We start from the raw sequence: 25082 nt of genomic DNA, 5'->3' as shown, positions 1-25082 counted from the left end.
AGGAGCACACCATGTCCGTTCTCGACTCCGTCGACTGGTCCGGAAACATCCTCAAGGCCGGCGCCTGGCAACCCGGGCGAGGAGGCGACTACGCCGTCGTCGAACCGGCCACCGGCGCCGAGCTGGGCAGGATGGGCCTGGCCACCGCGGCCGACGTGGCGGATGCCGCCGCCGCGGCCGCCAAGGCCCAGCTCGAGTGGGCCGCACTTCCCCACCCGGAACGCGCCGCCGTCCTGCGTCGCGCCGGCGACCTGTGGCAGCGGCATGCCGAGGAGATCACCGGGTGGAACGTCCGTGAGGTCGGCGCCGTACCCGGTATGGCCGGGTTCGCACTCCACGTCGCGGCCGAGGAGTGCTACGAGGCCGCCGGCCTCCCGAGCCGTCCGAGCGGCGAGGTCATCCCGTCCGAACAGCCGCGTCTGTCGATGACACGTCGCGTGCCCGCTGGGGTGGTCACCGTCATCGCCCCCTTCAACGTGCCGATCATCCTCGGCATCCGCTCGGTCGCCCCTGCCCTCGCCCTCGGCAACGCCGTCATCCTCAAGCCGGACCCGCGCACCGCCGTGACCGGCGGCACGCTGATGGCCCGCATCTTCGAGGAGGCGGGCCTGCCCCCGGGAGTGCTCCAGATGCTGCCCGGCGGCGCCGACGTGGGCGAAGCGCTGATCACGGATCCTCACGTCCGGGTCATCTCGTTCACCGGCTCCACCGGCGTCGGCCGCCGCATCGGTGAGCTGGCGGGCAGGCACCTCAAGCGTGCCCACCTCGAGCTCGGCGGCAACTCCGCGCTGCTGGTCCTCGATGACGCCGACGTCGAGGCCGCCGTCAACCTGGCGGCGTGGGGCTCGTTCTTCCACCAGGGCCAGATCTGCATGACGACCGGCCGACACCTGGTCGCTGCCAGCATCTACGACGACTTCGTCGAGGCCCTCGCCGAGAAGGCCGGCCACCTACCGGTCGGCAATCCCGCCACCGACGAAGTCGCTCTCGGCCCCGTCATCGATGCCGGCCAGCGCGACAAGATCCACGGTCTGGTCACTGCGTCGGCGGATGCCGGTGCCGTCATCGCGGCCGGCGGCACGTACGAGGATCTCTTCTACCGGCCCACCGTCCTGGCGGACGTCCCGATCACCGCGCCGGCGTACGCGGAAGAGGTCTTTGGCCCCGTCGCACCGGTGACCAAGGTCGAGTCCGTCGAGGACGCGATCGAGCTCGCGGCGGCCAGCGAGTACGGCCTGTCCCTCGGCATCGTCACCAAGGACGTCATGCGTGGCCTCGCGGTCGCGGAGCAGATCCCGACCGGCATCGTCCACATCAACGACCAGACCGTCAACGACGAGGCCAACGCGCCGTTCGGTGGCGTCCGCGCGTCCGGCACCGGGTCCCGGTTCGGCGGCGCCGAGGCCAACATCGAGGCGTTCACCGAGACCCGGTGGATCACCATGCGGGGTGAGCCGGCGCGCTACCCGTTCTGAGCCCGCGACCCTGACGGGTTTGCAGGTGAGGTACGGGTAGCTCCCGCGGAGGACAGGTCGACGGTCACGCCGGCCATCTCCTCGAGCGCCTCCCACACGCGCGCGACGACGCCCGGCCCCGGGTCGATCGTGTGCGGCAGCGGGGTCAGGCGTACGGGAGGGCCGGCGATCTTCGCGGGACCGAAGTAGTCGCCGCCGACCGCGTCCGGGTCGACCAGGGCGCGCACCCCGGACCAGGCCGCCGCGTCCTTGCCCTGGGCCCAGGGCGTGTACGGGTTGCGCCGATAGCCGATGCTGTCGTCCCGGATCCCGGCGCGCCGGGGTGTCTTCGCGTCGACCCCGACTCCGGGGTGGGTGAGGATCGAGGCGACGGGCAGCCCCGCTGCGCGGAGCCGGCGGTCGAGCTCGTAGCCGAAGATCTCGGTGAGCGTCTTGGCCTTGACGTACGCGGCGATGCCGGTGCGCGGCGTCGCCCGCGGGTCGGACACGTCCAGGTGGAAGCGCCGCACGAACCCGGTCGAGGCATGCACGATCCGGAGCGGGTCGGCGGTCCCGGTGGACCGCGCGGAGAGGAGCCGAGCGACGAGGCCGAAGTTGGCGACGGTGTGCGCTCCGGTCATGAGCGGCAGGCCGTCCGTCGTCCTGGCCCGGCGGTCGAGCTGCATCGGGGCACCGTTGAGGAAGATCCCGTCGAGCCGCGGCAGCGCGGCGAGCTGCTCGGCGCCCTCCTCGACTGATGGGAGCGAGGTGAGGTCGAAGGCGACCGCGCTGGTGACCGCGTCCGGGACCTGTCTGCGGATCGCGGCCGCGGCGACGTCGATCTTCTCGGGCGAGCGGGAGGCGAGCACCACCTCGGCGCCGGCCGTTGCGAGCTGCTCGGCGGCGAAGTAGCCGATTCCTCCGGTGGCGCCGGTGACGGCATAGACGCGACCACGTAGATCGGGCAGGTGAATGGGGTCCCAGGTCATGGATGCTCCTCTAATCGGATAGATGATCCGTTTCAGGGTATACCAAAAGCGGATAACTCATCCGAATCGCGTAGGCTGTGCCCATGTCCCCGCTACGTTCGGACGCAGCCCGCTCCCGCGCGAAGATCCTCGACACGGCTCGCGCGCGACCGGTGACCGACCTGCGCCTCAACGAGCTGGCGCGTGCAGCCGGCGTCGGCGTCGCGACGGTCTACCGCCACTTCCCCACGGTCGACGCCCTCGTGGAGGCACTCAACCTCGATGCGCTCGAGCAGCTCGTCGCCCGGGCACGCACGGCAGCCGAGATGCCCGATCCCGGCGAGGCGTTCACCACTTTCGTACGCAGCGCCGCCCTGTTCCAGGTCGAGCACGAGGGTCTCCAGGCGATCCTGCTGTCCGAGGAGGTCTCACCGGCCGCACGCGCGCTCCGCGACGAGCTCTTCGGGCTCGCCGAGACCACCCTCGAGGCGGCCATCCACGATGGCGCCGTGCGTCCCGACATCACCACCAGCCACCTGCAGCGGCTCGTCTGCGGCGTCGAGCACGCCGTACGACTGGGCGACGGAACCGACCGCGACCTGCTCCTCGACGTGATGCTGACCGGGCTCTCTCCTCACGCCTGACGGCGGACGGCCTACCGAGCGAGGGCCGGGTGGAGGTGCTCGGTCTCGATCGCGACCCTGGCCTGTTCGGCGGCGGCACGAAGGGCGACGTCCACCGGCTCCGTACGCAGCCACGCGGCCAGGAAGCCGGCCATGAAAGCGTCGCCGGCACCGTTGGTGTCGACGACGGTGGCCGGTGTCGCCGCCACCTCGTGCCGGGTCCCGTCGGCCTCGAGCGCGATCGCTCCCTTCGCGCCGAGGGTGCAGACGGCGAGCTCGGGACCGTGGTCGAGACACGAGGCCATCAGCCCCCACGGGTCCTCGGTGCCGTCGTCGTTCATGAACACGCCTTCGGCGGCGCGCAGGAAGGGCTCGTGAAACGCCGACGAGCCGTCGTAGTCGTGCAGGTCCATCCACAGCGACGCCCGTCGGGCGGGCATCGCCTCCAGCACCAGCCGGCCGAGCTCGCTCAGGTCGATCACCGCGAGGTCCGCGGCGGCGACCGCGCTCACCGCCGCCTCGACCGCTTCGGCGGACGGGATCGAGGGGGTCGAGACGTACAAGGAGACCCGGCCCCCGGCCTCGGCCATCAGGTTGACGTGCCGTTCGGTCTGCTCGCTCGCGATCGTCTCCATGACGACCCCCGCCTGCTCGAGCCGCTCCCGCAGCCGCTCGCCGTCCTCGTCGTCACCGACAGGCGCCCACAGGCGTACGTCGATGCCGAGCCCGGCCAGATGCAGCGCCTTGCCCGCGGAGGTGCCGCCGACCGTGTGCCACGCGCGGCGCGCGAGCTGCATGTGTGGCACCGGCTCGGGCAGCCGGTCGAGCTCGATCAGGTGGTTCCAGGACGCGGGGCCGCAGACGACGACACGGGGAGCAGACGACATCGCCCTATTCCAGCACCGTCGCGGTCAGTAGGTCGTAACATCGACCGACACCGACGACGCCTCCCGCAGCGGCGCGATGCTCTCCGCCTCCGCGACCAGGGCGTCCTGATGGCGTCGGCTCAGCGCCTCGAACGCCTTCAGGTCGACGCGCAGCCTCCGCCCGCTCTTGCGGGCACGCCAGGTGCCGACGATCTCGCCGTCGACGAGCATCGTTCCGGGGTCACCGACGGTTCTCCAGACGTCCCGGTGATGGGCCCTGCCCACGATCGTGTCTCGATCGCGCAGCTGGGTGTAGGCGTCCCGGGGCGGAAGCAGCCGCACGCCCGTGGGCGTCCTCGCCGTTCGGAGTGCGTCGAGATCGGCGGCGAAGGCCCAGGCGGTGCCACCGATGTCCAGCTCGACCAACTCGTCCTCGAGACTGCTCCACCACGGATCGACGTCCCCCGCTCGCACCCCGAGCCACGTCGCGAAGTCGCTTCGGGTCGACGGGCCGTAGCAGCGCAGGTAGCGCCGGAGCAGCTCGCGGCGGCACGCCACGGGATCCGTCTCCTCGACAGCACGTCCGAGCCATTCCTCCGTCAGGACGAACGGAGCCTTGTTCCCGGTGCGTGGCGCGAAGCAGACGGTCCGCTGCAGTGCGAGCAGGCGGACGCAGAAGTGCACGACCGCCTCCCCGATGGGCTGCCCGTCGGCGTAGGGCCCCTCCTCGTTCCAGACCGCTCGCTGCCGGTCCGTCAGCTCGGGGGCGATCCGTGTGGCCACCTCGGCTCCGAGCTCGTCGATCGCGAGCTGCCGTCCCGACAGCACCTCACGGGTGGCGGCTGCGACGATGTCGACGGCCTCGGTGAGGGTCAGCCCGAGTCTGTCGACCGCCGGCTGGACGCCCAGCAGGAAATGCCTCCGCGCTTCCTCGGTCACGGGAAGCACCCCTGTCGTGAAGACGTACGCCTCGGCGGTCGGGAAATAGTAGGGAGCACCCCGCATGCTCCAGGTCAGCAACAGCTCCCGACGTTCGACGGCTTCGGCAACCATGTCAGCCGAGACGCCCTCGACTCGTGCGTGGAACGCCAGCAGCGCCGACCCGGGAGGAGTGTTCTGGATACCGCACCGTCCCGCAGCCGCCAGCAGGCCCTGCTCTCCGCGCCGGGCGTCGAGGTGGTGGGATGCCAGCCTGAAGGCGACCACGCGCTCCCGTTCGACTCGCTCGGCCACCGACCCAGCGTACGTCTGCTCGTCTCTTCGCCTCCCCGTATTCAGGCCGGTATCTGACCTGATCCGCTCCTAGAGTCATGCATGAAGTCGCCGACCCGAGGAGATCGACATGACAGCCACAAGCCCCCACGCCCCAGCCGGTTACACGACCGTCGCGCCATGGGTCGTCTCCGACGACACGGGTGCGCTGCTCGACTTCATCACCGAGGTGTTCGACGGCGAGGAGATCGCTCGCGTCGCCACCGAGGACGGGTCGATCGGCCACGGCGAGATCCGCATCGGCGACACCGTCGTTCTGGCCTTCGACCGGCGTCCGGAATGGCCGGTGATGCCCAGCCTTCTGCGGGTGTGGGTGCCTGATCCCGACGCTTCCTTCTCGCGGGCCGTCGAGCGGGGCGCGACGGTGGTGACCGAGATCAGCGACAACGCGTTCGGCCAGCGCGGCGGGCGGATCAAGGATCCGTTCGGGAACATCTGGTGGGTCGTCCGCCACGTCGAGGACGTACCCGAGGACGTGATCTGGCAGCGTCTCCAAGATCCTGTCCACGCCGAGCAGATGCGGGTGGCGCAAATGACGCTCGACGCCGAGCTCAGCGGTCGGGCGCAAGGACGAAGCAGCGCTCCCGTCCGCTGATCGGGGAGGGCGCGAGGAGCTACTTCGAGTCGAGGCCCGCGATCAGGACCAGGGCGGCGAAGCCGTCGTCGGTGCCCGGCCACTGGGCGCGAACCGCGTCGATCCCGGCGCGACGGACGACGCCGCGCAGGACGGCGGCGACGATAATCGCGTCGTCGGCGTAGCCCAGCACCGGGATGAAGTCGGGCACCAGGTCGATCGGCAGGGCGAGGTAGACCATGAGCAGCCCGAGCCTGATCCGTACGCCGCGAGGCATCGAGCTGTCGGTCGCGAGCCGACGCAGCAGCCGCACGACATCGGGCAGGATCCGCAGTGCCTCACGCAACAGGTCGCCGCGCGGGCGGACGACGAGCAGCGCGACGATGAGGCAGAGCCAGGTGAGCAGGAGCGCCGCGGCGATGCCGATCGCCAGGTCCCACCAGAACGAACCGGTCACCCTCACCCTCCGAGCCATGCCGCGCTCCGTGGTGGCGCCGCACCTGGCGATTCCATCACAGCCGCCGGAGAAAGGCATCGTCGTCTCCGTCCTCGAGCAGTACGCTCGATCGGGCGCCGAGCTGACTCGTCGTCATGGTTCACGGAGGAACCCATGCCACTCACCAGAGTCCACAATCTTTCGATCTCGCTCGACGGCTTCGCAACCGGGGAGCCGCAGTCGGCCGAGGCGCCGTTCGGCCATGCCGGCGAGCGCCTTCACGAATGGATGTTCGCCACTCGCTACTGGGACTCGTCCGGCGGCGCGGGTGCGGACGACGCCTTCGCGCAGCGGCACAGCCAGGGCATCGGTGCCGAGATCATGGGCGCCAACAAGTTCGGCCCGCCGGGGTGGCAGGACGACCCCGAGTGGAAGGGCTGGTGGGGCCCCAACCCGCCGTTCCACTCGCCGACCTTCGTCCTCACCCACCGGCCGCGGCCGCCCGTGGAGATGGAGGGCGGCACCACCTTCTACTTCCTGAATGCGCCTCCGGCCGAGGCGCTGGCGGCCGCGTTCGAGGCGGCCGACGGTCAGGACGTACGCCTCGGGGGCGGCGCGACCGTGGTGCGCGACTTCGTCGCAGCCGGGCTCGTCGATCTGATGCACCTGGTGCAGGTGCCGATCGTCCTCGGTCGTGGCGTACGCGTCTGGGACGGCCTGGAGGGAGCCGAGAACGACTACGACATCGAGGCGGTCTCGACGCCCAGCGGCGTCACCCACCTGACCTTCACGCGTAAGCCTGCCGACTCCTGACGCGGGCGAAAGGTCCGTCGAGGGCGGCCCACTGCAGGAGCATGACCGTCTTGGCGTCGATGATCCGGCCGTCCCGGGTCATCGCCAGCGTCTCGGCGAAGTCGAGCTCGAGCACCTCGATGTCCTCGCCCTCCTCGGCGACTCCTCCCCCGTCTCCGGTGCGGCTCGCCGGCGTGTACGCCGCCGCGAAGAAGTGGAGCCGTTCGGTCACCGACCCGGGACTCATGAAGGCGTCGAAGACGTGGTCGACGTCGGTGAGTCCGATGCCGAGCTCTTCGGCGCTCTCCCGGCGGATGGCGGTGACCGGGTCGTCGGCATCCAGCAGCCCCGCGGCCGCCTCGATGAGGAGCCCGTCAGGATGGTCGTTGACGTAGACCGGATATCTGAACTGCCGCGTCAGCAGGACCGTGCCGCGCTCGACATCGTAAGGAAGGAGGACGGCACCGTTCCCGCGGTCGTACGTCTCGCGCTGCTGCGTCTCCCAGCGCCCGTCGCGTCGGCGGTAGTCGAACGTGGTGCGCCTGAGTACGTGCCACCCCTGCGAGGTCAGCTCGACGTCTCGGACCACGACGTCGGGGTTGCGGGTCAGCTCTCGGCCGGCGCGGTCGAGACCGATGCGGCCTCGATGGTCGGGGATCTCGATGCCTGGGCGGCGGCTCATGCGCGCTGCGCCTCGATCGCCGGGATCTCCGCGATGTCGTAGTAGACCGGAAGCCCTCGGCTCTCGGCGATCGCCACATCCTGGTCGGCTCCGGCCGACTCCCCGGGAAGCCGCAGGACGGCGTCGCAGCGCTGAAGCAACCGCTCCGCGGTCGGATAGAGGACCTCCTCCGCGAGAGGGTCGGTGGGCCCCGCGCCGGCAGAGCTCAGCACAGGCAGCGCGACCCACTCACCGATCATCGGGATGTGGCCGGCGGCGAAGATCGGCCAGGCGGCCGCTTCGAGCCGCTCGAGGTTGGCGGCCATGGCCGCGGGGTCACCGTCGGTGCCGGAACGATAGGGGCCGGCAATGAGGATGAGCATCGGCTTCGGTGTCGTCATGGCGCCAGGCTACATGCAATACTGTGCAAGAACAGAAAGGAACGTGCATGCTCGTTGGACAGCGCCGCGCCCATCTCCTGCGCATTCTGGACGAAACAGGCAAGATCGTGGCCAAGGACGTCGCCGTCGACCTGGGCATCTCCGAGGACAGCATCCGCCGCGATCTACGCGACCTGGCCGCCGAGGGTCTGTGCCAGCGCGTCTACGGCGGTGCGCTCCCCGTCTCCCCGGCGGTCGTCGACTACACGACCCGCCACAGCGTCGAGCCGGGTGGGAAGCGGGCGGTAGCGGCCACGGCCGCAGGCCTCGTACGTCCCGGCAGCACGCTCATCCTGGACGGAGGCACCACCGCGCTCGCCGTCGCGGAGGCACTTCCCCGGGACCTGGAGTGCACCGTCATCACCAACAGCCCGACCGTCGCCTCGGCCCTCCTGCAGCACCCGAGCGCCGACCTGTTCCTCCTCGGCGGCCGCGTCTTCAAGCACTCCGCCGTCGCCTGTGGCGCCGCAGCCGTCGAAGCAGCCCAGAACGTCTCCGCCGACCTCTGCCTCATCGGTGTCACCGGCGTCCACCCCGAGGCCGGCCTCACCACCGGCGACGCCGAGGACGCCGCCATGAAACGCGCCCTGGCCGCGCGTGCGGGCGAGACGTACGTCCTCGCCTCCTCGGAGAAGATCGGCACCGCCTCCCCCTACCGGGTGCTCCCCTGGGGTCAGGTCACCGGCATCATCACCGACGCCGCCCCGACCGATGGCGTGATCAAGCAGCTGTCAGCACTCGACGTCGAGATCCTGCACGCCGACGCTCTCTAGGAACCGTTCGACGTCCCGCCTCGAGCGAAGCCGGACGAACCGCAGGTGAGAGTGACGCGGGTCGGCCATCGCCGCCTCATAACGCTTCACCTGCGGAGCATACGAGTCCCACGCCCAGCGGATCACCGAGTCGCTCGGATCCCAGAGACGAAGACCGCCCCATCCCTCGCGGTTGCGGTTCCAGAGCTCCTCACGCCTCGCGGCTCTCCGCAGCGTACGCAGGGTGACCTGCACCATCACCCGCCACCGCGACGGGTTCACCCACACGACGAGCTCCGCCGGCCCCCACACCAGGGTGCCGACCTTGCTCTGATAGTTCCCGTCGATGACCCAGGCATCACCGCAGGTCGCCTCGCGGACCCGCTCCACGAACACGTCGTGCTCTTCCTCGACCCATCCCGCCCGCCAATGAAGCGCGTCGAGCTCGACGTACCGGACCCCAAGAGTCTCCGCCAGCCTCCGGGCGACCGTCGACTTACCCGAACCCGAGGATCCGACCACCGACACCCGCATCAGAGTGTCTTCGTCATGAACACACGGCGGTATCCATCCTCGACGACGTACCCGGTCTCCTCATATCCCAACCGCGCGTAGAGCCGCCGGTTCTCGGTCATCGCCTCATGCGTGTAGAGCTCGACGTACGCCGCGCCGCGGGCCATCGCGCGGGACTCGACGTGAGCAATCAGTGCTCGCCCGATCCCCCGCCCCTGATGGCCAGGCGCCACCGCGAGGTTCTCCAACAGCACCCCGTCCCCTGGATGCCTCGTGACCGCGTATCCGGCAACATCGCCATCAACCATCGCCACCCAGACCTCCGCGGACTCGATCGCCTCCTCGTAGTCCGCCGCCATCGGCCCAGGCTCGAGCCCGATCCGCTCCACGTACCTCGCGTACGCCGCCAGCGCGATCTCCCTCAGCCGCGGCGCATCCGCTGGCTCCGCCGGTCTGATGCCCGCAGGGTTCGGCCCGATCGGGGTGGCGCTCATGGTCGCAACCGTACGTCGCAGGCGCTCGTGGCTCGACTGAGTTCCGCCGCGATCTAGGTGCGTCGCGTGAATCGGATGGCGCCGTTGGGGAGGCGTTCGTGGAGGTACGCGGCGTCGTGGGCGCGGTGGTGGTGATGGGAGCAGAGCAGGGCGGCGTTGTCGAGGTCGGTCGCGCCGGCTTGGGCCCAGGCGATCCAGTGGTGGGCCTCGGCCCAAGTTCCCGGGATGTCGCAGCCTTCGGCCTCGCAGGTCGCTGATCTGAGGAGGAGGGCTCGGCGTTGGGCGGCGGTGAAGAAGCGTTCCTTGCGACCGAGGTCGAGGACCTCGGAGGCGCCGCCGAGGACGGCGGGGATGATGTTCGCGGTGCAGGCCAGCCGGCGGGCTTCGGCGGCGGTGATCGGGCTGCCACCGAGGATCTGGGCGATGCCGGCTTCCTTGCGGAGCTGATCGAGGTCGATGGTCACGATCACCGTGGTCGCATCCCCGCCGTGGATCGGCAACCGCGATGGGTCGAGGGTCTCCAACAGCTGGCAGAACGCGCGCCCGAGTCGGCGGTCGTAGGGCAGGTACTCGCCGGTGTCGGTGCGGGTGCCGTCCTCGCGGCGGGGTGAGGCGAAGGCCTCCAGGTTGGTGGCCAGCCGGTCCGCGGCCGCGTCCGGGACCACCGCCGAGATCCGGGTGGTGCCATCCCCCAGGCGCCGCATCGCCAGGCGGGTCTTCTTCCTTGCGTGGGCTTCCTCGGCGGCGAGCCGTTTCGCCTCTTCCGCCTCGGCGATCTCGGGGGCGATGACGTCGAGGATCCGGCGGCCCAGGCGGCGGAGCTGGGTGGGGTCGAACCGGGTCGCATAGCCGACCAGTGCTTCTTCGGCCTTGACCCGGACCTCTGGGTCGAGATCGGCCGGCAGGTCGTCGAGGGCACTCACGATCACGTGGGCTTGGGCCGTGTTGCAGTCACCACGGCGCATGGCCGCGGCGACCTGGTGGTAGGTCCGATCCAAAGCCCCAGCGAGCCGGAGGTCGGCACGCAGGGTCTCGGGGCGCTGGTGGGTGTGGTGATGCAGCCACGCCGCGACATCCCGTGCCGCGGACTCGGCGGCCACGTCATCGGCGGTGGCGAGCACCCGCAGCTCGAGCTCTGCCAGCTGCGCTTTCGCCTGGGCGATCTCGAGCAGCGCGGTGGCCTTCTGATCGGTGGCCATGAACGACGGATTCGACTGAGCAACCCCCTCGAGCGAAGCGGTGACCGCGGCCACCGCCGCCAGCACAGGGTGCTGAGGTTGCTGCAGCGTGGTCATCGAACCGGTCATCTCCCGACGTACGAACTCTTCACACCCGCTGATGCGGGTGTGTGTTGGTTCGCTGGTCTCGGAGGCCCGGAGTACGGACAATTACTTACCCTCGCAGCTCAGCGTGCACGCCCCTGGTTCCCCTGGATTACCCCACCCCCGTTGTGTCTCGGGTGGATAGGGGTACGCCTCTTTCGAGGTGGTCGGCCTTCACGTTTACGCCTGTGCCGAGCCTACCACACAAGACCAAGCCAAGCCACGGAAAAAGTCGCAAAACCCAGTCAGGGACAGGTATCCCAAACCCAAATCCAGACCGCTGCTGGAAGCCCGCAAGACAGGTAAATGGCACCCAACCCAGACACCCTGCTTCTAAATCTCCCAACCCAGACAACGTATTGGCCCCACCCACGCTGGAACCCAGACACAAATCTCCGAGTAACCTCCCAGCATGACTGAGCCGCTGGACGACGGGCCGTTCTACCACGGCACAAAGGCCGATCTGCGCGAAGGAGATCTACTCACCCCCGGCTTCCGGTCGAACTACAAGCCCGAGGTGGTGATGAATCACATCTACTTCACCGCGCTCCCCGACGGCGCAGGCCTAGCCGCCGAGATCGCCCCCGGCGACGCAGAGCCACGGGTCTATCTCGTCGAGCCGACCGGAGAATATGAGAACGACCCCAACGTCACGGACAAGAAGTTCCCCGGCAACCCGACCCGCTCCTACCGCAGCACGGCACCGCTCCGGATCGTCTCCGAGGTCCACGACTGGACCCGGCTGACGCCGGAGGCCCTCCAGATGTGGCGCGACCGCCTCGCTGCGATCCGGACCGACGAACGGGCCGAGATCATCAACTAGGGCGACGATCAGTGCAGGGCGGCATCCGCCGCGGTCGTACGCCAGGCATGGAAGGCGATCGTGAGCCCTGCCCGCGTGGGAGCACAGGTGAACGGCCCGGCCTCGGCGACGAGCTCCGGAGCGAAGGGAACGAGTCGGACGAGCTGAAGAGAGCCTCCGTCGACCGCGGCTCGGATGGTGAGCGCGTCACCGGATCGACTGACCCGCATGCGGACCCTGCGGTCACGCCAGTCGGGCACGGGCGCCAGTGACCAGTCGGATCTGCCGTCGGTGACGACGGCACCGAGCTGCGGACGACCGTCGGCGTACTCGACGCCCGCCTTGACCCAGTGCGTCTCGCTGACGCGTACGAAGATCCCGGCCTGGTCGAACTGCTGTGAGAAGGCAGCCGTGAACTCGACCTCGACCGCGGTGTCCTGGTCGAAGGGAGCGAGCAGGGCGTGCTCGCTGTCGTGGACGAACCCGTAGGAGGTCGTACGCCACGCGTCGCTCCCCTCGGCGGCAGTGACGAGCAGGTCGGAGCCGCGCTCGACAGCGGCGACGGGCGGATGGGTCCAGCGCCCGCTCCCCCAACGGATCGAGGTCAAGGCGGGTCAGCCCTCGCGAATGGTCATCGTGGTGATCCGGTCGCCGTCGACGTCGAAGACGAACTTCGAGCGACCGTTGGCGTGGGTGGAGCGCCAGTCCCCGATCACGGTCACCGTGCCGTCCTCGGCCGCGACCTCCTCGACGGCGAGGGTCCCCTGAGCGCCGATGAACTCGTTGTCGCTCCACCCCTTGATCTGCTCCCGTCCGGTGAAGACACGGCCCCAGTCGTCGACAGCTCCACCCTCGGTGAAGGCGTCGAGGAACGCGGACTCGTCGTGCCTGTTGACGGCCTCGATGAAGGCGGCGACCGGCTCAGGAATCGTCTGCTCTGTCATGTGCACTCCTTCTCAGCGGGTGGTGTCGCGAGTATTCAGTGTCGTTCTTCGAGCCCCACGGCCTCGCGCAGGATCCGCACCGAGTCGGCAAGGTCCTCGTCGTCGCGGGCCCGGGACTCCATGAGATCAGAGAGGGCCGAGGCGATCACGTTGAGCTTCTCGTGGGAAGCCTCCTCCGAGCGCCGCCCGGCGTTCTGGAGCAGCACCAGCAACAGCAGCGAGAGGACCGAGGAGCCCGTGTGCACGGCCAGCTCCCACTTGGTGCTCGAGGACCAGAAGGGGAAGCTCACCGCCCACGCCAGCAGGACGCCCACGATCACATAGAAGAAGGGAGCATGGCTGACCACAGAGGTGACCACCTCCACGAAGCGTTCGAACCCATTCCGTCCGTCGCCTCGCTGACGAGACTTCCTGGCACTGTTCTCTACGGTCATGCGCACACCGTAGTACCCGATCGCTGCCGATCAGGCCGCGATGACCGAGGTCATCAGGACGTACGCAGCCGTGCCGGCGAAGATGCTCAGCGTCATGCTGCCTCGCCACAGGTGCAGCCCGATCGTGATCGCGAGGGCGAGGGCGGCCGGTCCGGCAGAGGCCAGGACGGCGGGGTCGGTGTCACGGAGGGTGTAGGCGGCGAGGATGACCATCACGCCGACGGGCATCCGGTCGCCGATGTAGGCCAGCAGCGCGCTGTGCCGCAGCGGCGCGAGCATCGCGAACGGAGCCGCGCGAAGGGTCCAGGTGACGGCCGCGGAGACGAGGACGGCGGACAGGACGTACCAGGGATCAGCCACGCCTGCTCCTACGGGCAGCCAGGACGTACGAGCAGACCAGCGCGGCACAGAACATGCCCATCGCGATCAGCAGCATGTTGTCCCGCGAGATCAGTGCCGCGACGATCGCGCAGCCCAGAGCAAGAGCCGAGACCGGCACCGACCGACGGACCTTGTACGCCTCCATCCCCAGCACCACGAACAGCGCCGTGACCGCGAAGTCGAGGCCGACCACCTGCGGCGGGATCAGCGATCCCAGCCCGGCGCCGGCGGCCACGCAGAGCACCCACGCCAGGTGGAAGAACGCCTGGATGCTGATGATCCTGGTCCGCGACCACTCGGCCGCCTCCGGCGTCGCGGTGAGCGCGTACGCCTCGTCGGTCAGGGCGAAGGTGCTGTAGGCCTTCCACCCGCGGCCGCGCACCCGGTGCATCGGGAACGTGATGGCGTAGAAGACGTGCCGGAAGTTCACCAGCAGCGTGCTGACCGCGATCTGCGCCAGCGGCGCGGCGGCGGCCAGGAGGCCGACGAGCAGGAACTCCATCGATCCGGCGAATACGACCGCGCCCAGCACCGGTGCCCACCACCAGGCGAGCCCCGACTGGACCACGAGTACGCCGAGCGCGAGCCCGAGCGGGACGACGGCGACACACGCGGGAAGCACTGTCCTCCACCCGGCGGCGACCTCCTCGCGGGTCCCCGCGAGCTCCCGGTGCGCCGTCTCCGTCTCCATCACGTGCATGCCGCAAGCCTAGGAAAGTTCTGACGTCCTTGGGTTGCCCATTGGCGATGCTAAAGTGCCGCTGTGCGCAATGATCATGCGATCGACGACCTGGATCGAGCAATCATTGCCGAGCTCGAGGATGACGCCCGGCTGAGCAACGCCGAGCTGGCCCGACGGGTCGGGCTCACCCCGGCGCCGTGCCTGCGCCGGGTGCAGCGGCTGGAGCGCGACGGCGTGATCAAGGGCTACCACGCCAGCATCGACCCGAAGAGCGGCGGACGCGGGTTCGAGGTCATCGTGGCGATCGACATCGCCGTCAACGACGGCAAGACCATCGAAGACTTCGAGACCGCCGCCATCGCCGTCCCCGAGGTCACCGAGATGCGTCGCATGCTCGGCCAGCCCGACTACTACCTGCGCGTCCAGGTCGCCGACCCCGATGCGTACGAAGCCCTCATCGTCGGGACGATCTCCCGGCTGCCCGCGGTGAACAGGCTGCTCTCGCACCAGACCATGCGGCTGATCAAGGGGTAGGTCAGCGTGGCAGCACGCCCAGGAGCGCCGCGGTGAACGAGGTGCGCAGGGCGTCGCGCAGATCCAGATGCAGTACGCCGAGCTCCGGCTCGTCCGCATAGGCGGCGAGGACGCTGGGCGGCGGCGGGACGTACGCCGCCAGCGCGCCGGCCGAGATCAGGCTCATCATGCAGAACGTCTGGGCGCCGTCGCCGAGCTCGGGCAGGTGGCGGCGTACGAGCTCGAGCATGGTCACGAGGTGCTCGTGGGTGGCGCGTTTGTGGCGCTTGACGACCTCGACCGAGACGTTGTGCTCGAGGACGCCACCCTGCGCGCCGAAGAGGTCGCAGAGCACCATCCGCCCCGACAGCGACCGGCTGAGGACCTCGGCCAGCTGGTCCGCCCGCACCTCCGGTGACGCCTCGGCCTGGACACCCGCAGCCAGCTCCTCGGTCAGCTCCTCGAGCCACGCTCCCAAGAAGTCGTCCAGCAGCTCGAGCAGCACCGCCTCGCGCGACTCGAAGTAGCGCAGCACGTTCGACTTGGCCAGCCCCACCCGCCGGCTGAGCTCGTTGAGACTCACCTCGGCCACCGGCATCTCGTCGAGCATCGCCGCCGCCGTGTCCAGAATCGCCCGGCGGCGGATCTCTCGCTGCTCGTCGCTTCGTGCCCGCTGGAATGTCACCACCCCAGACTAACTTAAAGACCGCCGGTCCCTTGACATCAGACCATCGGTCTCTTAAGTTGGTCGTAACAGACCGATGGTTCTTTAGGGAGCGGACAATGAGCGGCACCTGGACTGATCAGCACATCCCCGACCAGCACGGCCGAGTGGCGATCGTGACCGGCGCCAACACCGGCCTCGGCTTCGAGACCGCCCGCATGCTCGCCGAGCACGGCGCGCAGGTGGTCATGGCCGTACGCGACGTGGAGAAGGGCAAGCAGGCAGCCGCGCGCATCGACGGCGACGTCACCGTCCAGGTCCTCGACCTGGCCTCCCTGGAGTCGATCCGGTCCGCGGCGGCCGACCTGCGCGCCAGTCACCCGCGCATCGACCTGCTGATCAACAACGCCGGCGTCATGTACACGCCCAAGCAGACCACCGCGGACGGCTTCGAGATGCAGTTCGGCACCAACCACCTCGGCCACTTCGCCTTCACCAGCCTGCTGCTGGACCAGCTCCTCCCCGTCCCCGGCTCGCGGGTCGTCACGGTCAGCAGCCTCGGCCACCGCATCCGCGCCGACATCCACTTCGACGACCTGCAGTGGGAGCGGTCCTACAGCCGCGTCGCGGCGTACGGCCAGGCCAAGCTCGCCAACCTGATGTTCACCTACGAGCTCCAGCGCCGGCTGGCCTCGCACGGCACCACCATCGCGGTGGCAGCCCACCCCGGTGGCTCCAACACCGAGCTCGGCCGCAACTCTCCCGGCCCGATCCGCGTCGCCTTCGACTGGCTCGCGCCCCTGGTCGGCCAGGCGCCCGCGATCGGCGCACTCCCCACCCTGCGTGCCGCCACCGACCCCGCCGTCATCGGCGGTCAGTACTACGGGCCCAGCGGCCTCGGCGAGACCCGCGGATATCCGAAGCTGGTGACCTCCAGTCCCGCCTCCTACGACCTGCAGACCCAGCAGCGGCTGTGGACCGTCTCCGAGGAGCTCACCGGCGTACGTATGCCCCTCGACAGCTGAGCCGCACGCGCCATCCGACTGGTCACCGGCTGAGCAGCTCTCGCGTCCGGTCGTCGGCGGGGACGAAGGTCTCCAGATGGAGGCCGTCGAGAGTGACGTCCGAGGCGCTCTCGATCTGGCTGGCGACGCTGAAGAAGCGCAGCGCGTGGCCGCCCGCGTCGATCTCCAGCGGGACGACCGGGTCGGCCAGCGGCCGGACGGACGGCTCGTCGCCGGAGGGGTAGGCGGTGACCTCGTCGCGGAGAGCGACCAGGGCCGGGTCGCCGCCGGTGTGGGTGATGCGGCGGCCGAGCTGGTGGAGCAGGTGGGCTCGCCAGACGGGCAGATTTCGGATACGCGGGGCGAGTCCTCGCGGATGCAGGCAGATCCGGATCACGTTCAGCGGAGGCTCGAGCAGGCTGGCGTCGCAGCCGTCGAGCAGTCCGTCGACGGGCTGGTTGGCATCGACGATGTCCCAGTGGTCGTCGAGGAGCAGAGCCGGGTACGGAGCGTGGGCGTCCAACAGGCTCCGGAGGCCGGCCATCACCGGCGCGAGCGCGTCGTCATCGGTGGCACGGTGCGGATAGCGAGGCGCGAAGCCGCCGGCGAGCAGGAGCCGGTTCTGCTCGGCCATGGGCACCCGCATCACCTCGGCCAGACGGACGATCATCTCCGGTGTCGGCCGGGAGCGACCGTTCTCGACGTAGCTCACGTGCCGGGTGCTCACCTCGGCCTGCGTGGCGAGCGCGAGCTGGCTCAAGGACCGCAGCTCGCGCCAGCGGCGCAGCTCGCTGCCGACCGACGGTGACGGTGACGTCGCGGTTGAGATCACGGCCCGAGGCTAGCCAACCCCGGATCCCGAGGGCCATGACCTCGGAGGTTATCGACCGGCGCACCGACCAGCGGCGAACCTTCTCCTGGCAACCCGATCCGAGAGAAGGAAGACACCATGAACGACATCGTGACGCGCTACCTGGACACCTGGAACGCCACCGACGAGTCGGTGCTCACCAAGCTGCTGGCCGAGCACTGGTCCGACGACTGCGTCTACGTGGACCCGCTCGCCGACGTGCAGGGCCGCGAGGCCGTCGGGGCGACCATCCAGGCCGTACGCGCGCAGTTCCCCGACTTCGTCTTCACCCCCGTGGGGACCGTCGATGCCCACCACCAGCAGGCTCGGTTCCAGTGGGGCCTGGGACCGGCCGGCGAGGAGCCGGTCGTCATCGGCTTCGACGTGGTCGTCGTCGACGGCGACCAGCGGATCCGTGACGTACGCGGCTTCCTGGACAAGGTGCCCGCCTGAGATCAGGTCTGGTCCGCGACCACCGGCGAGAGCGGCCGCTCGAAGAAGGTCTCCAGGACGACCGTCGCCTGCGTTCCGCTGACGCCCTCGATGGCGTAGATCCGGCGCAGCACGTCTTGCAGCTGCTCGGTGGTCGCGGTCCTCACCTTCACCAGCACGGAGGCGCTGCCCGCGATGATGTGGGCCTCCACGATCTCCGGGATCGCGGCGAACGCTTCCGCCGACTCCCCCATCCACGACGTGGATTCGACCATGACGTACGCCAGCACCGAGCTGCCCACGGCGGCCGGGTCCACGTCGGCGGTGGTGCGCCGGATGACGCCGCTCTCACGCAGCTTGCGTACGCGCTCGTGAGCCGCGCCCGCGGAGAGGCCGACCGCCTGGCCCAGCGCGGCGTAGGACTGGGTGGCGTCGCTCTGAAGCTCGGCCAGCAGCTCGCGATCGATCTGGTCCACAGGTTCTCCGTTCAGAAATATCTTGCGCTGACCATATCTGATCTTGCAGTCTTCATCTCAGGCCGATTCAGATTCGGCATTGAAGATACTGAGGAGTGGACTCCATGAGCAGTGATCGCCCTGGGCTGTACGAGATGCTCGACGACCGGTTCCGCACCGGACGGTGTATGAACGGCGACGAGGCGCTGGAGGTCCTCTTCACCGGGTGCCGTTGGGCCGAGGGGCCTATCTACGTGCCCGCCTGGCGTCAGGTGGTCTGGAGCGACATCCCCAACGACCGGATGCTGCGCTGGGACGAGGAGACCGGAGACGTGAGCGTCTTCCGCCGCACCGCCGGGCACACCAACGGCAACACCCTCGACCGCGAGGGCCGGCTGATCACCTGCGAACAAGGCAACCGGCGGGTCACCCGGACCGAGCACGACGGCACGATCACCGTGCTGGCCGAGCGCTGGCAGGGCAAGCGCCTGAACAGCCCCAACGACGCGACCGTGAAGTCAGACGGCTCGATCTGGTTCTCCGACCCAGACTTCGGCATCACCAGCGACTACGAGGGCTACCGCGCCGAGAGTGAGATCGGCTCCAACAACGTCTACCGGATCGACCCAGCCAGCGGCGAGGTCCGCCTGGTCGCGGACTGCTTCGGCGCCCCGAACGGGCTGGTCTTCTCCCCCGACGAGCGCCAGCTCTTCGTCTCCGACACCCGTGCCGGCAAGATCTGGGTCTTCGACGTACGCGACGACGGCACGCTCTCCGGCGGCGAGGTCTTCGCCGACGCCGGAGTCCGCGACGGCGCCCGCTTCGACAACCTCCGCTTCGACGACGGCGGCCGCCTCTGGGTCGCCGCGATGGACGACGGCGTGCACTGCTACGACCCCGACGGCACCCTCATCGGCCGCCTGAACGTCCCCGAGACCGTCGCCAACATCTCTTGGGGTGGCGCCAAGCGCAACCGCCTCTTCATCACCGCCGAGACCAGCCTGTACTCGGTCGTCATGGGCGTCACCGGCACCCACCCGACCGGCCCCGGACGCCGGCCCTGGCTGTAGCGCGGCGACTTCCTGGCTCCACGTCACTCGGGGCCGATGGAGTCGGCCGCCTCGAACCGGTGTGCATGCCGCACCGACACCGCACCGGCGTACCCCTCGACGAAACCGACCACCACGTCGTACTCATCCCCCGTGGTGGAGCGCAGGGTGAGCGTCCAGGAGTTGTCGGCCGCGTGGTGCTCCTCCGCACGGAGCGACAGGGCGTCCGGGTCCACGGCGTACGCCGTCGCGGCCGCGCGCAGTGTGCGCTGGACCGCCGACTCCCGCGAGGTCGGCGTCCGCTCCGGCCGGCCGACCACCTCCATCACGTCACGGAAGGCGCGGGCCACACCGTCGTACGACGCCTCGGAGACGGCCGTGGTCCGAGGCCCGGTGTTCACCAGCAGCCCGATCTCGAGGGCGCCCGGACTGGCGCCCCAGCTGGTGTGCCATCGGTGCTGGTGCAGCGAGTAGTGCCGTCGCGCGTCGGCTCCGGCGTACAGGACTGGCTCCAGCGCGGCGAGGATCTCCCGATCGTCGAGTACATCCTCGCTTCCCCCGCCGTCCGGCTCTGGCACCGACAGGTCGAGCAGGTACTGCCGGTCCACCTGGTCGTCCGGGCTGGCCCGATAGCCGACCTGGACCCGCACCGAGTCCACCCGGCCGAGAGTCAGCAGCGAACGCGAGTCATCGATCACACGGTTGGTCATCTCTCCAGACTTCTCCTGGTCCCCACCAGGGTCAAGCACCGGACCGTACGCCGAGAGCTTCGCGGACCTGTCTCGAGGCGGACCGCGGGGTAGCGCCCGCCCGCCAGATGGCGAGCAGCAGCTCCGCCCGCGGCCGGCCCGGCTCGGTCCAGCTCGGCCCGAGTCCTGCCTCGCGGAGCACGTCGATCAGGTCCTCGTCGGCTGCCGTACGCGCTTCGGCCCAGGCCAGCGCGTACGCCTCATCGACGCGGTTCAAGGTCGTCTCGGTCTCCACGATCGCAGGCGCCACCGCGACCATGACTCACTCCTACTGTCGCTCAAGTGTCTGCAAGGCCGCCGGATACTCGAACGTGCCTGGCGATCACCACATTCGGCGCAGTATCAGGTGCAACGTTTCGGGTGTCCGGTACGACTGAGAAGGTGTGATGACGACGAAGGGGCAGATGCCCAACGTTGGGTTCGAGGAGGCCTACCGGGAGTACCGGATGACGCTCCTGCGGCTGGCGTACCTGGTCTCTGGCTCACACGAGATGAGCGAGGACGTGGTCCAGTCAGCGTTCACCTCGGCCCACGAGCGCTGGGATCAGATCGAGAACCCGTCGCGCTACCTCAAGAAGGCCGTGGTCAATCTCGTCAAGGATGCCCAGCGACGGCAGTTCCGCCTCCGAGCCAAGGCCGTTGATCGGCCGCTGGTGACCCTTCCGCCTGACGTTGACGAGACCTGGACACAGATCGCGCAGCTGCCGTGGACGCAACGCGCCGTCGTCGTCCTCCACTACTACGAAGATCTTCCTCTGGCTGAGATCGCAGACATCCTCAACCGCCCAGCAGCAACTGTCCGCTCGGACCACCGGCGGGCGCTGGGCAAGCTCCGAAAGGCACTCGCATGAAGAACACCCACGACCCGGAGAGCCTCGGCCTGCTGCTGCGACACACCCTGCACGCGGTTGCGGACACACTCGCCGAGGACGACTTCGCCGCAAGCCGGATCAACACCGCACGAAAGCCGCACCGCAGGCGGCGGATCCTGGTCGGCCTCGGCGCAGTCGCCATCCCCGTGGTGCTGGCGACGGCCGCGGGAGCTGCGATCGTCCGCCAAGGACCGGAGTACGTCGACAAGATCCCTCCGCAGGACATCGTCATGCACGGAAGCGTGGACGGCAGCCGCTACCTGCTGATCGAGTCCGACCGAACTGATGAGTGTGGTCAGCCCGTCACCGGAGTGGAACTGGTCGAGGAGAAGAAGAACCTGCTCGGAAGCGAATGGAGCACTACCGGCTATGAGTACGGTGAGTACGTCGAAACGGACTGCGGCTACGTCAACGACACGTCCCGCTATCTGGAGAATCCGGCACTCTTCAACGCCTCCGGTGGCGAGGTCGGCGACTCGTTCGTCTGGGTCTACGCCGTTCACCCCGATGTGACGTCTGTCCGCATCACGTCAGCGGGCTACACCAAGGACCTCGACGTCTATGAGGTTGACGGAGCCGGATACGCCGCCTTCGAGGTCCCCCACGACATGGACGAGTACACCTCTGAGCTGGCCATCGACGGCCATATCGTCCCGGGGTCAAAGCAGGAACAGAAGGTGCCGCGACCTTGACCGGCAAACAACGTGGGAGTCCTGAGGTCACCTGGTGACTTCGGGACTCCCACGTCGTACTGCGTCAGCACGGGGCGACGAGTGCTCGCGCCACGAGAGCCGTCAGATCTCAGGCGCAGAGAGAGCGTCGACCAACCACGCGTTCCGTTGCTCCAACAGCTTCGTCATGTACCGAGTCAGCACGAGGGCGTTCACGAACCGCCCGACCGGTCCAGCAGGCGACTCGAGCTCCACCACATCCGTCATCAGGGTGCCACCGGCGACTGGGTCGAATCGGTGCTCGTGCCACCACCGCCGAAACGGGCCGGACTCCTGCTCGTCCACGAACCGGTACGGAGCGTCGTACTGACTGATCACCGAGGTCATCGTGAACGGGACCCCGAAATGTCGGGCGTGCCAGGTCACCGAGTCGCCGAGACGCATCGCGCCCGACGTGACACCGGCGATGGCGCGCTCGCCCGAGTCGGACATGGACGACTGGTGCGCGTCCACGGACAGGCTCAGCTCGAAGCACTGTTCCAGCGTCGCCGGGATTTCCGTGGTGAGCTCGATGCGTGGCACTTGATGATCCTAGAAGTCACATCCGGGCCGCCGCCGCGTCACCCCGGGACGCTCGAAGGCTGGCGCAACTATCCGATCGACTCGACCTTCACGCCAGTCCCTTCGAGAAGAAGCCGCAGGTCAGCGGGGTCGGAGGTCAGCACGACGACAGGGCCGCGCAGCGAGAGCGCCGTCGCAGCCACGACCGCATCGACGGTCAGGTCCCGTGGCTTGCGACGTGCGGACGCCGCAGTAGCGCGCAGCCGCCCCGCCCGGTAGCCGATCTGTTCAGTGACGACCTCGCGGTCCAGCGTCTTCGCGACGCGACGGACTCCGATGTCACGCGAGGTGCCGTCGGTGACCTCGGCGAGCGTGACGGTCGAGGCGTGAAGCGTCGAGTCGGTACGCCGGGCCACCACCGCCCAGGCCAGCATCTCCGGTTGATCGAGCGCGAGCGCGGAGAGCGCCTCGGAATCAAGCAGAATCGAGTGGGGTGCGGCGATCATTCGGCAAGCCGACCCATGATGGCCGCGATCTGGTCCTCATCGGCCGGACCGTGCTTGGCCTCCATGCGCTCGATCGTCTCGTCCAGCGCATCACGCTGAAGCTGGCGGGCTACCGCCTTCGCGACGTACGCCGAAAAGCCGCGCGCGCCCACTCGTTCGCGCACCTCCTCGGAGAGCGAGGACGACATCGAGACCGAGTGCTTCTCTGAGCCGCTAGACGCTGCCATGCAAGTATCCTACTTCAAGTAGGACGACCATTCGACTGCGATAGGCCGATCAGGATAACCGGGCAGGAACTGAACATCACCGATGACGGCGTACGCCGCCTCGAGCTCGGCCAGGACGGTCGGGTTACGACCGGCGATCGCGCTCTGGACGCGCTCGGAACGCCAATCTGTCATGACACACGACTCTGGCGGCAGCCTCACACGTGTCGCAGGACAGTCAAGGCCGGTCAGTAGCGGCTCATTGCTGATCGCGCCACGTACCCGTCCAGTCATAAAGCGGGGCGGTGGTCGCGTACTCACGGAGATATGCGATGCGATCGCCGTGGAGCCTCGCAATGGATGATCCCTCGAATCGCCCGGCCTGGCCTCGCCAGGTGCACTCGAAGCTCCACTCGGCCATCAGGAACTCACCGGCAGCGGCATGCATCGTGATGTCCCAGGCATCGACGGAGCCCCCAGCAGAGAACCACGCGTGCATCCACTGCTCCACGCGCGGTCGGCCCCGGTAGACCGGGCCGTAGGACTCGATCACTACGCAGGCATCGGTCAGCGTGGCCAGCACCGCGTCGACGTCGTGGCGCCGCCATGCATCGATGTAGGTGTGCAACTGAGTCACCACGCGGAGACCCTAGCGCGGTCGACTCCTCGTATGGATCTTCACCGAGGATGCCCAACCTCGGTCAGTCGAGACCTTCGACGATGCGGAAGTCTCGCTCGACGCCGTCGGCGAGGGCGGCCAGCGCCTCCTGGTAGGCGGCACTCTCGTGCGTCGCGACGGCCTGCTCGAAGCTGTCGAACTCGATCAGGACGGTTCGCTCGGCGATTCCGGCCTCATGCGCCACGACCCGGCTGCCACGGGTGAGGACCCGACCGCCGCCTGCCTCGACGGCCGCCGGGGCCAGCTTGCCGTAGGCAGCAAGCTTCTCGGGGTCCGAGATGCTGCGGTAGACGCTGACCCAGTAGCCCTTGGGCATGGAATCCTCCGGTGTTGGAATGAGTGCATCTGACGTACGGGCGCCCGATCGCGCCCGCTGATCAGACGTTGAACCTGAACTCCACGACGTCGCCGTCGGCCATGACGTAGTCCTTGCCCTCCATGCGGACCTTGCCGAGGTCACGGGCCTTGGCTACGGAGCCGGCGGAGATGAGGTCGTCGTAGGAGACGATCTCGGCCTTGATGAAGCCCTTCTGGAAGTCGGTGTGGATGACACCGGCGGCCTCGGGGGCGGTGGCGCCCTTGGGGATCTCCCAGGCGCGTACTTCCTTGGGGCCGGCGGTGAGGTAGGTCTGCAGGCCGAGGGTGTCGAAGCCGACGCGGGCGAGGATGTCCAGGCCGGGCTCCTCGACGCCGGCGTCGGCCAGGAACTCGCGGGCCTCGTCCTCGTCGAGCTCGACGAGCTCGGACTCGAACTTCGCGTCCAGGAAGATCGCCTCGGCGGGGGCGACCAGCTCGCGCATGGAGTCCTTCAGAGCCTCGTCGGCGAGCTCGTCGGAGTCGCAGTTGAAGACGAAGATGTAGGGCTTGGCGGTGAGCAGCATCAGATCGCGGATCAGCGCGCGGTCGATCTTCGTGGCGATGATCGGGGTGCCGGCCTCGAGCGCCTCTTTGGCCTCGACCGCTGCGGCGAGGTTCGCCTTGAGGTCAGGAGCCTTGCGCGACTCCTTCTCCAACCGCGGGATCGCCTTCTCGACCGTCTCCAGGTCGGCCAGGATCAGCTCGGTCTGGATGGTGGAGATGTCGTTGGCGGGCTCGACCTTGCCGTCCACGTGGGTGACGTCGTCGTCGCGGAAGACCCGGGTGACCTGGCAGATCGCGTCGGACTCACGGATGTGGGAGAGGAACTTGTTGCCCAGGCCCTCACCCTGCGAGGCGCCGCGCACGATGCCGGCGATGTCGACGAACTGCACCGTGGCGGGCAGCAGCTTCTGGGACCCGTAGATCTTCGCCAGCTCGGCCAGCCGCTCGTCGGGAACCCCGACGACACCGACGTTGGGCTCGATGGTGGCGAACGGGTAGTTCGCCGCGAGTACGTCGTTCTTGGTCAGAGCGTTGAAGAGGGTCGACTTGCCCGCGTTGGGAAGTCCCACGATGCCGATGGTGAGTGCCACGATCGACAAT

At 68.7% G+C, this 25082-nt stretch carries 38 protein-coding genes; 12 read left to right on the top strand and 26 right to left on the bottom strand.

Annotated features, from left to right (window positions below; genetic code table 11):
• Positions 1 to 11: 11 nt before the first annotated feature.
• Positions 12 to 1475: a benzaldehyde dehydrogenase gene (locus ABT304_RS28455; protein ID WP_350720468.1), complete on the top strand. Its 1464-nt coding sequence runs from the start codon at positions 12 to 14 to the stop codon at positions 1473 to 1475.
• Here the strand turns inward: ABT304_RS28455 and ABT304_RS28450 are convergent.
• Positions 1463 to 2443, bottom strand: a complete 981-nt coding sequence (locus tag ABT304_RS28450) for an SDR family NAD(P)-dependent oxidoreductase (RefSeq protein WP_350720466.1) — start codon at positions 2441 to 2443, stop codon at positions 1463 to 1465. The genes ABT304_RS28455 and ABT304_RS28450 overlap by 13 nt on opposite strands.
• Positions 2444 to 2526: 83 nt before the next feature.
• On the opposite strand from ABT304_RS28450, the gene ABT304_RS28445 reads away from it, so the two are divergent.
• Complete coding sequence (locus tag ABT304_RS28445) at positions 2527 to 3066, top strand: TetR/AcrR family transcriptional regulator (protein ID WP_350720464.1); 540 nt, start codon at positions 2527 to 2529, stop codon at positions 3064 to 3066.
• Between the two features lie 11 nt (positions 3067 to 3077).
• Here the strand turns inward: ABT304_RS28445 and ABT304_RS28440 are convergent, their stop codons facing one another.
• Complete coding sequence (locus ABT304_RS28440; RefSeq protein ID WP_350720462.1) at positions 3078 to 3932, bottom strand: carbohydrate kinase family protein; 855 nt, start codon at positions 3930 to 3932, stop codon at positions 3078 to 3080.
• A 24-nt stretch (positions 3933 to 3956) separates the two neighbouring features.
• A complete protein-coding gene (locus ABT304_RS28435; protein ID WP_350720460.1) occupies positions 3957 to 5144 on the bottom strand; it encodes a winged helix DNA-binding domain-containing protein in 1188 nt (395 codons plus the stop codon).
• A gap of 109 nt (positions 5145 to 5253) precedes the next feature.
• Between ABT304_RS28435 and ABT304_RS28430 the strand changes: the two genes are divergently transcribed.
• Entirely contained in the window at positions 5254 to 5778 is a 525-nt protein-coding gene (locus ABT304_RS28430) for a VOC family protein (RefSeq protein WP_350720458.1), read from the top strand.
• Between the two features lie 19 nt (positions 5779 to 5797).
• Here the strand turns inward: ABT304_RS28430 and ABT304_RS28425 are convergent, their stop codons facing one another.
• Positions 5798 to 6232: a YkvA family protein gene (locus ABT304_RS28425; protein WP_350720456.1), complete on the bottom strand. Its 435-nt coding sequence runs from the start codon at positions 6230 to 6232 to the stop codon at positions 5798 to 5800.
• 135 nt (positions 6233 to 6367) lie between these two features.
• Here ABT304_RS28425 and ABT304_RS28420 point away from each other — a divergent pair, with 135 nt between their 5' ends.
• Positions 6368 to 7006 (top strand): dihydrofolate reductase family protein, encoded by a 639-nt coding sequence (locus ABT304_RS28420; protein ID WP_350720455.1) that lies wholly within the window; start codon positions 6368 to 6370, stop codon positions 7004 to 7006.
• On the opposite strand, the gene ABT304_RS28415 is transcribed toward ABT304_RS28420, so the two are convergent.
• The gene (locus tag ABT304_RS28415) at positions 6981 to 7667 is read right to left on the bottom strand and encodes an NUDIX domain-containing protein (RefSeq protein WP_350720453.1); all 687 of its coding nucleotides are present in this window, start codon (positions 7665 to 7667) and stop codon (positions 6981 to 6983) included. The two genes, ABT304_RS28420 and ABT304_RS28415, sit on opposite strands and share 26 nt — an antisense overlap.
• Positions 7664 to 8047: a DUF4406 domain-containing protein gene (locus tag ABT304_RS28410; protein ID WP_350720451.1), complete on the bottom strand. Its 384-nt coding sequence runs from the start codon at positions 8045 to 8047 to the stop codon at positions 7664 to 7666. Before ABT304_RS28410 ends, ABT304_RS28415 begins: the two co-directional genes overlap by 4 nt.
• Positions 8048 to 8094: 47 nt before the next feature.
• Between ABT304_RS28410 and ABT304_RS28405 the strand changes: the two genes are divergently transcribed.
• Positions 8095 to 8859 carry a DeoR/GlpR family DNA-binding transcription regulator gene (locus tag ABT304_RS28405; protein ID WP_350720449.1) on the top strand — a complete coding sequence of 255 codons (765 nt, stop codon included), beginning with the start codon at positions 8095 to 8097 and terminating at the stop codon, positions 8857 to 8859.
• Here ABT304_RS28405 and ABT304_RS28400 read toward each other — a convergent pair.
• The 3 genes from ABT304_RS28400 to ABT304_RS28390 are packed head-to-tail and all read right to left on the bottom strand — an operon-like array spanning position 8818 to position 11140.
• On the bottom strand, positions 8818 to 9366 hold the full coding sequence (locus ABT304_RS28400) for an AAA family ATPase (RefSeq protein WP_350720447.1): 549 nt from the start codon (positions 9364 to 9366) through the stop codon (positions 8818 to 8820). The two genes, ABT304_RS28405 and ABT304_RS28400, sit on opposite strands and share 42 nt — an antisense overlap.
• A gap of 5 nt (positions 9367 to 9371) precedes the next feature.
• The gene (locus tag ABT304_RS28395; RefSeq protein ID WP_350720445.1) at positions 9372 to 9845 is read right to left on the bottom strand and encodes a GNAT family N-acetyltransferase; all 474 of its coding nucleotides are present in this window, start codon (positions 9843 to 9845) and stop codon (positions 9372 to 9374) included.
• Between the two features lie 53 nt (positions 9846 to 9898).
• Complete coding sequence (locus ABT304_RS28390; RefSeq protein WP_350720443.1) at positions 9899 to 11140, bottom strand: HNH endonuclease signature motif containing protein; 1242 nt, start codon at positions 11138 to 11140, stop codon at positions 9899 to 9901.
• A gap of 439 nt (positions 11141 to 11579) precedes the next feature.
• Between ABT304_RS28390 and arr the strand changes: the two genes are divergently transcribed.
• Positions 11580 to 11990 (top strand): NAD(+)--rifampin ADP-ribosyltransferase, encoded by a 411-nt coding sequence (arr, locus tag ABT304_RS28385; protein ID WP_350720442.1) that lies wholly within the window; start codon positions 11580 to 11582, stop codon positions 11988 to 11990.
• Positions 11991 to 11998: 8 nt separating this feature from the next.
• Here arr and ABT304_RS28380 read toward each other — a convergent pair whose 3' ends face one another.
• The 5 genes from ABT304_RS28380 to ABT304_RS28360 are packed head-to-tail and all read right to left on the bottom strand — an operon-like array spanning position 11999 to position 14428.
• Entirely contained in the window at positions 11999 to 12577 is a 579-nt protein-coding gene (locus tag ABT304_RS28380; protein ID WP_350720440.1) for a DUF1349 domain-containing protein, read from the bottom strand.
• Between the two features lie 6 nt (positions 12578 to 12583).
• Positions 12584 to 12913, bottom strand: coding sequence for a nuclear transport factor 2 family protein (locus ABT304_RS28375; RefSeq protein ID WP_350720439.1), 330 nt, complete (start codon positions 12911 to 12913; stop codon positions 12584 to 12586).
• Between the two features lie 35 nt (positions 12914 to 12948).
• On the bottom strand, positions 12949 to 13347 hold the full coding sequence (locus tag ABT304_RS28370; protein ID WP_350720437.1) for a low affinity iron permease family protein: 399 nt from the start codon (positions 13345 to 13347) through the stop codon (positions 12949 to 12951).
• 30 nt (positions 13348 to 13377) lie between these two features.
• On the bottom strand, positions 13378 to 13707 hold the full coding sequence (locus ABT304_RS28365) for a branched-chain amino acid transporter permease (RefSeq protein ID WP_350720435.1): 330 nt from the start codon (positions 13705 to 13707) through the stop codon (positions 13378 to 13380).
• A complete protein-coding gene (locus tag ABT304_RS28360; RefSeq protein ID WP_350720433.1) occupies positions 13700 to 14428 on the bottom strand; it encodes an AzlC family ABC transporter permease in 729 nt (242 codons plus the stop codon). Before ABT304_RS28360 ends, ABT304_RS28365 begins: the two co-directional genes overlap by 8 nt.
• Positions 14429 to 14491: 63 nt before the next feature.
• Between ABT304_RS28360 and ABT304_RS28355 the strand changes: the two genes are divergently transcribed.
• Positions 14492 to 14944 carry an Lrp/AsnC family transcriptional regulator gene (locus ABT304_RS28355; RefSeq protein WP_350720431.1) on the top strand — a complete coding sequence of 151 codons (453 nt, stop codon included), beginning with the start codon at positions 14492 to 14494 and terminating at the stop codon, positions 14942 to 14944.
• A 1-nt stretch (position 14945) separates the two neighbouring features.
• On the opposite strand, the gene ABT304_RS28350 is transcribed toward ABT304_RS28355, so the two are convergent.
• Positions 14946 to 15608 carry a TetR/AcrR family transcriptional regulator gene (locus ABT304_RS28350; protein ID WP_350720430.1) on the bottom strand — a complete coding sequence of 221 codons (663 nt, stop codon included), beginning with the start codon at positions 15606 to 15608 and terminating at the stop codon, positions 14946 to 14948.
• A gap of 98 nt (positions 15609 to 15706) precedes the next feature.
• Between ABT304_RS28350 and ABT304_RS28345 the strand changes: the two genes are divergently transcribed.
• Complete coding sequence (locus tag ABT304_RS28345; protein WP_350720428.1) at positions 15707 to 16612, top strand: SDR family NAD(P)-dependent oxidoreductase; 906 nt, start codon at positions 15707 to 15709, stop codon at positions 16610 to 16612.
• 22 nt (positions 16613 to 16634) lie between these two features.
• Here ABT304_RS28345 and ABT304_RS28340 read toward each other — a convergent pair whose 3' ends face one another.
• Positions 16635 to 17423, bottom strand: a complete 789-nt coding sequence (locus tag ABT304_RS28340; RefSeq protein ID WP_350720426.1) for a helix-turn-helix domain-containing protein — start codon at positions 17421 to 17423, stop codon at positions 16635 to 16637.
• Positions 17424 to 17540: 117 nt separating this feature from the next.
• Here ABT304_RS28340 and ABT304_RS28335 point away from each other — a divergent pair, with 117 nt between their 5' ends.
• Entirely contained in the window at positions 17541 to 17894 is a 354-nt protein-coding gene (locus ABT304_RS28335; protein ID WP_350720424.1) for a nuclear transport factor 2 family protein, read from the top strand.
• A gap of 2 nt (positions 17895 to 17896) precedes the next feature.
• Here the strand turns inward: ABT304_RS28335 and ABT304_RS28330 are convergent, their stop codons facing one another.
• The gene (locus tag ABT304_RS28330) at positions 17897 to 18349 is read right to left on the bottom strand and encodes an Lrp/AsnC family transcriptional regulator (RefSeq protein ID WP_350720422.1); all 453 of its coding nucleotides are present in this window, start codon (positions 18347 to 18349) and stop codon (positions 17897 to 17899) included.
• Between the two features lie 104 nt (positions 18350 to 18453).
• Here ABT304_RS28330 and ABT304_RS28325 point away from each other — a divergent pair, with 104 nt between their 5' ends.
• Positions 18454 to 19398, top strand: coding sequence for an SMP-30/gluconolactonase/LRE family protein (locus tag ABT304_RS28325; RefSeq protein WP_350720420.1), 945 nt, complete (start codon positions 18454 to 18456; stop codon positions 19396 to 19398).
• 23 nt (positions 19399 to 19421) lie between these two features.
• Here ABT304_RS28325 and ABT304_RS28320 read toward each other — a convergent pair whose 3' ends face one another.
• Together ABT304_RS28320 and ABT304_RS28315 are read right to left on the bottom strand one after the other, a co-directional pair.
• A complete protein-coding gene (locus ABT304_RS28320) occupies positions 19422 to 20087 on the bottom strand; it encodes a hypothetical protein (protein WP_350720418.1) in 666 nt (221 codons plus the stop codon).
• Between the two features lie 31 nt (positions 20088 to 20118).
• Entirely contained in the window at positions 20119 to 20385 is a 267-nt protein-coding gene (locus ABT304_RS28315; RefSeq protein ID WP_350720416.1) for a hypothetical protein, read from the bottom strand.
• A 127-nt stretch (positions 20386 to 20512) separates the two neighbouring features.
• Between ABT304_RS28315 and ABT304_RS28310 the strand changes: the two genes are divergently transcribed.
• Complete coding sequence (locus tag ABT304_RS28310) at positions 20513 to 20977, top strand: RNA polymerase sigma factor (RefSeq protein ID WP_350720414.1); 465 nt, start codon at positions 20513 to 20515, stop codon at positions 20975 to 20977.
• A complete protein-coding gene (locus tag ABT304_RS28305; RefSeq protein ID WP_350720412.1) occupies positions 20974 to 21690 on the top strand; it encodes a hypothetical protein in 717 nt (238 codons plus the stop codon). The genes ABT304_RS28310 and ABT304_RS28305 overlap by 4 nt, the downstream gene beginning before the upstream one ends.
• A gap of 102 nt (positions 21691 to 21792) precedes the next feature.
• Here the strand turns inward: ABT304_RS28305 and ABT304_RS28300 are convergent, their stop codons facing one another.
• From ABT304_RS28300 to ychF, 7 genes are all read right to left on the bottom strand, one after another.
• On the bottom strand, positions 21793 to 22251 hold the full coding sequence (locus ABT304_RS28300) for an SRPBCC family protein (protein ID WP_350720410.1): 459 nt from the start codon (positions 22249 to 22251) through the stop codon (positions 21793 to 21795).
• Between the two features lie 68 nt (positions 22252 to 22319).
• Entirely contained in the window at positions 22320 to 22736 is a 417-nt protein-coding gene (locus ABT304_RS28295) for a type II toxin-antitoxin system VapC family toxin (RefSeq protein WP_350720408.1), read from the bottom strand.
• Complete coding sequence (locus ABT304_RS28290; RefSeq protein WP_350720406.1) at positions 22733 to 22963, bottom strand: hypothetical protein; 231 nt, start codon at positions 22961 to 22963, stop codon at positions 22733 to 22735. The genes ABT304_RS28295 and ABT304_RS28290 overlap by 4 nt, the downstream gene beginning before the upstream one ends.
• Positions 22964 to 22972: 9 nt before the next feature.
• Positions 22973 to 23137: a hypothetical protein gene (locus tag ABT304_RS28285; RefSeq protein WP_350720404.1), complete on the bottom strand. Its 165-nt coding sequence runs from the start codon at positions 23135 to 23137 to the stop codon at positions 22973 to 22975.
• Positions 23138 to 23201: 64 nt separating this feature from the next.
• The gene (locus ABT304_RS28280) at positions 23202 to 23570 is read right to left on the bottom strand and encodes a nuclear transport factor 2 family protein (RefSeq protein ID WP_350720402.1); all 369 of its coding nucleotides are present in this window, start codon (positions 23568 to 23570) and stop codon (positions 23202 to 23204) included.
• Positions 23571 to 23643: 73 nt separating this feature from the next.
• Positions 23644 to 23937, bottom strand: coding sequence for a DUF1330 domain-containing protein (locus ABT304_RS28275; protein ID WP_350720400.1), 294 nt, complete (start codon positions 23935 to 23937; stop codon positions 23644 to 23646).
• 61 nt (positions 23938 to 23998) lie between these two features.
• Positions 23999 to 25072, bottom strand: coding sequence for a redox-regulated ATPase YchF (ychF, locus tag ABT304_RS28270; protein WP_141803377.1), 1074 nt, complete (start codon positions 25070 to 25072; stop codon positions 23999 to 24001).
• Between the last annotated feature and the right edge of the window lie 10 nt (positions 25073 to 25082).

Source organism: Nocardioides sp. NPDC000445, from assembly GCF_040300245.1.
Lineage (GTDB): Bacteria > Actinomycetota > Actinomycetes > Propionibacteriales > Nocardioidaceae > Nocardioides.
Note: the sequence above shows the minus strand (reverse complement) of the source record. Positions and strands in the feature narration are given on the sequence as shown.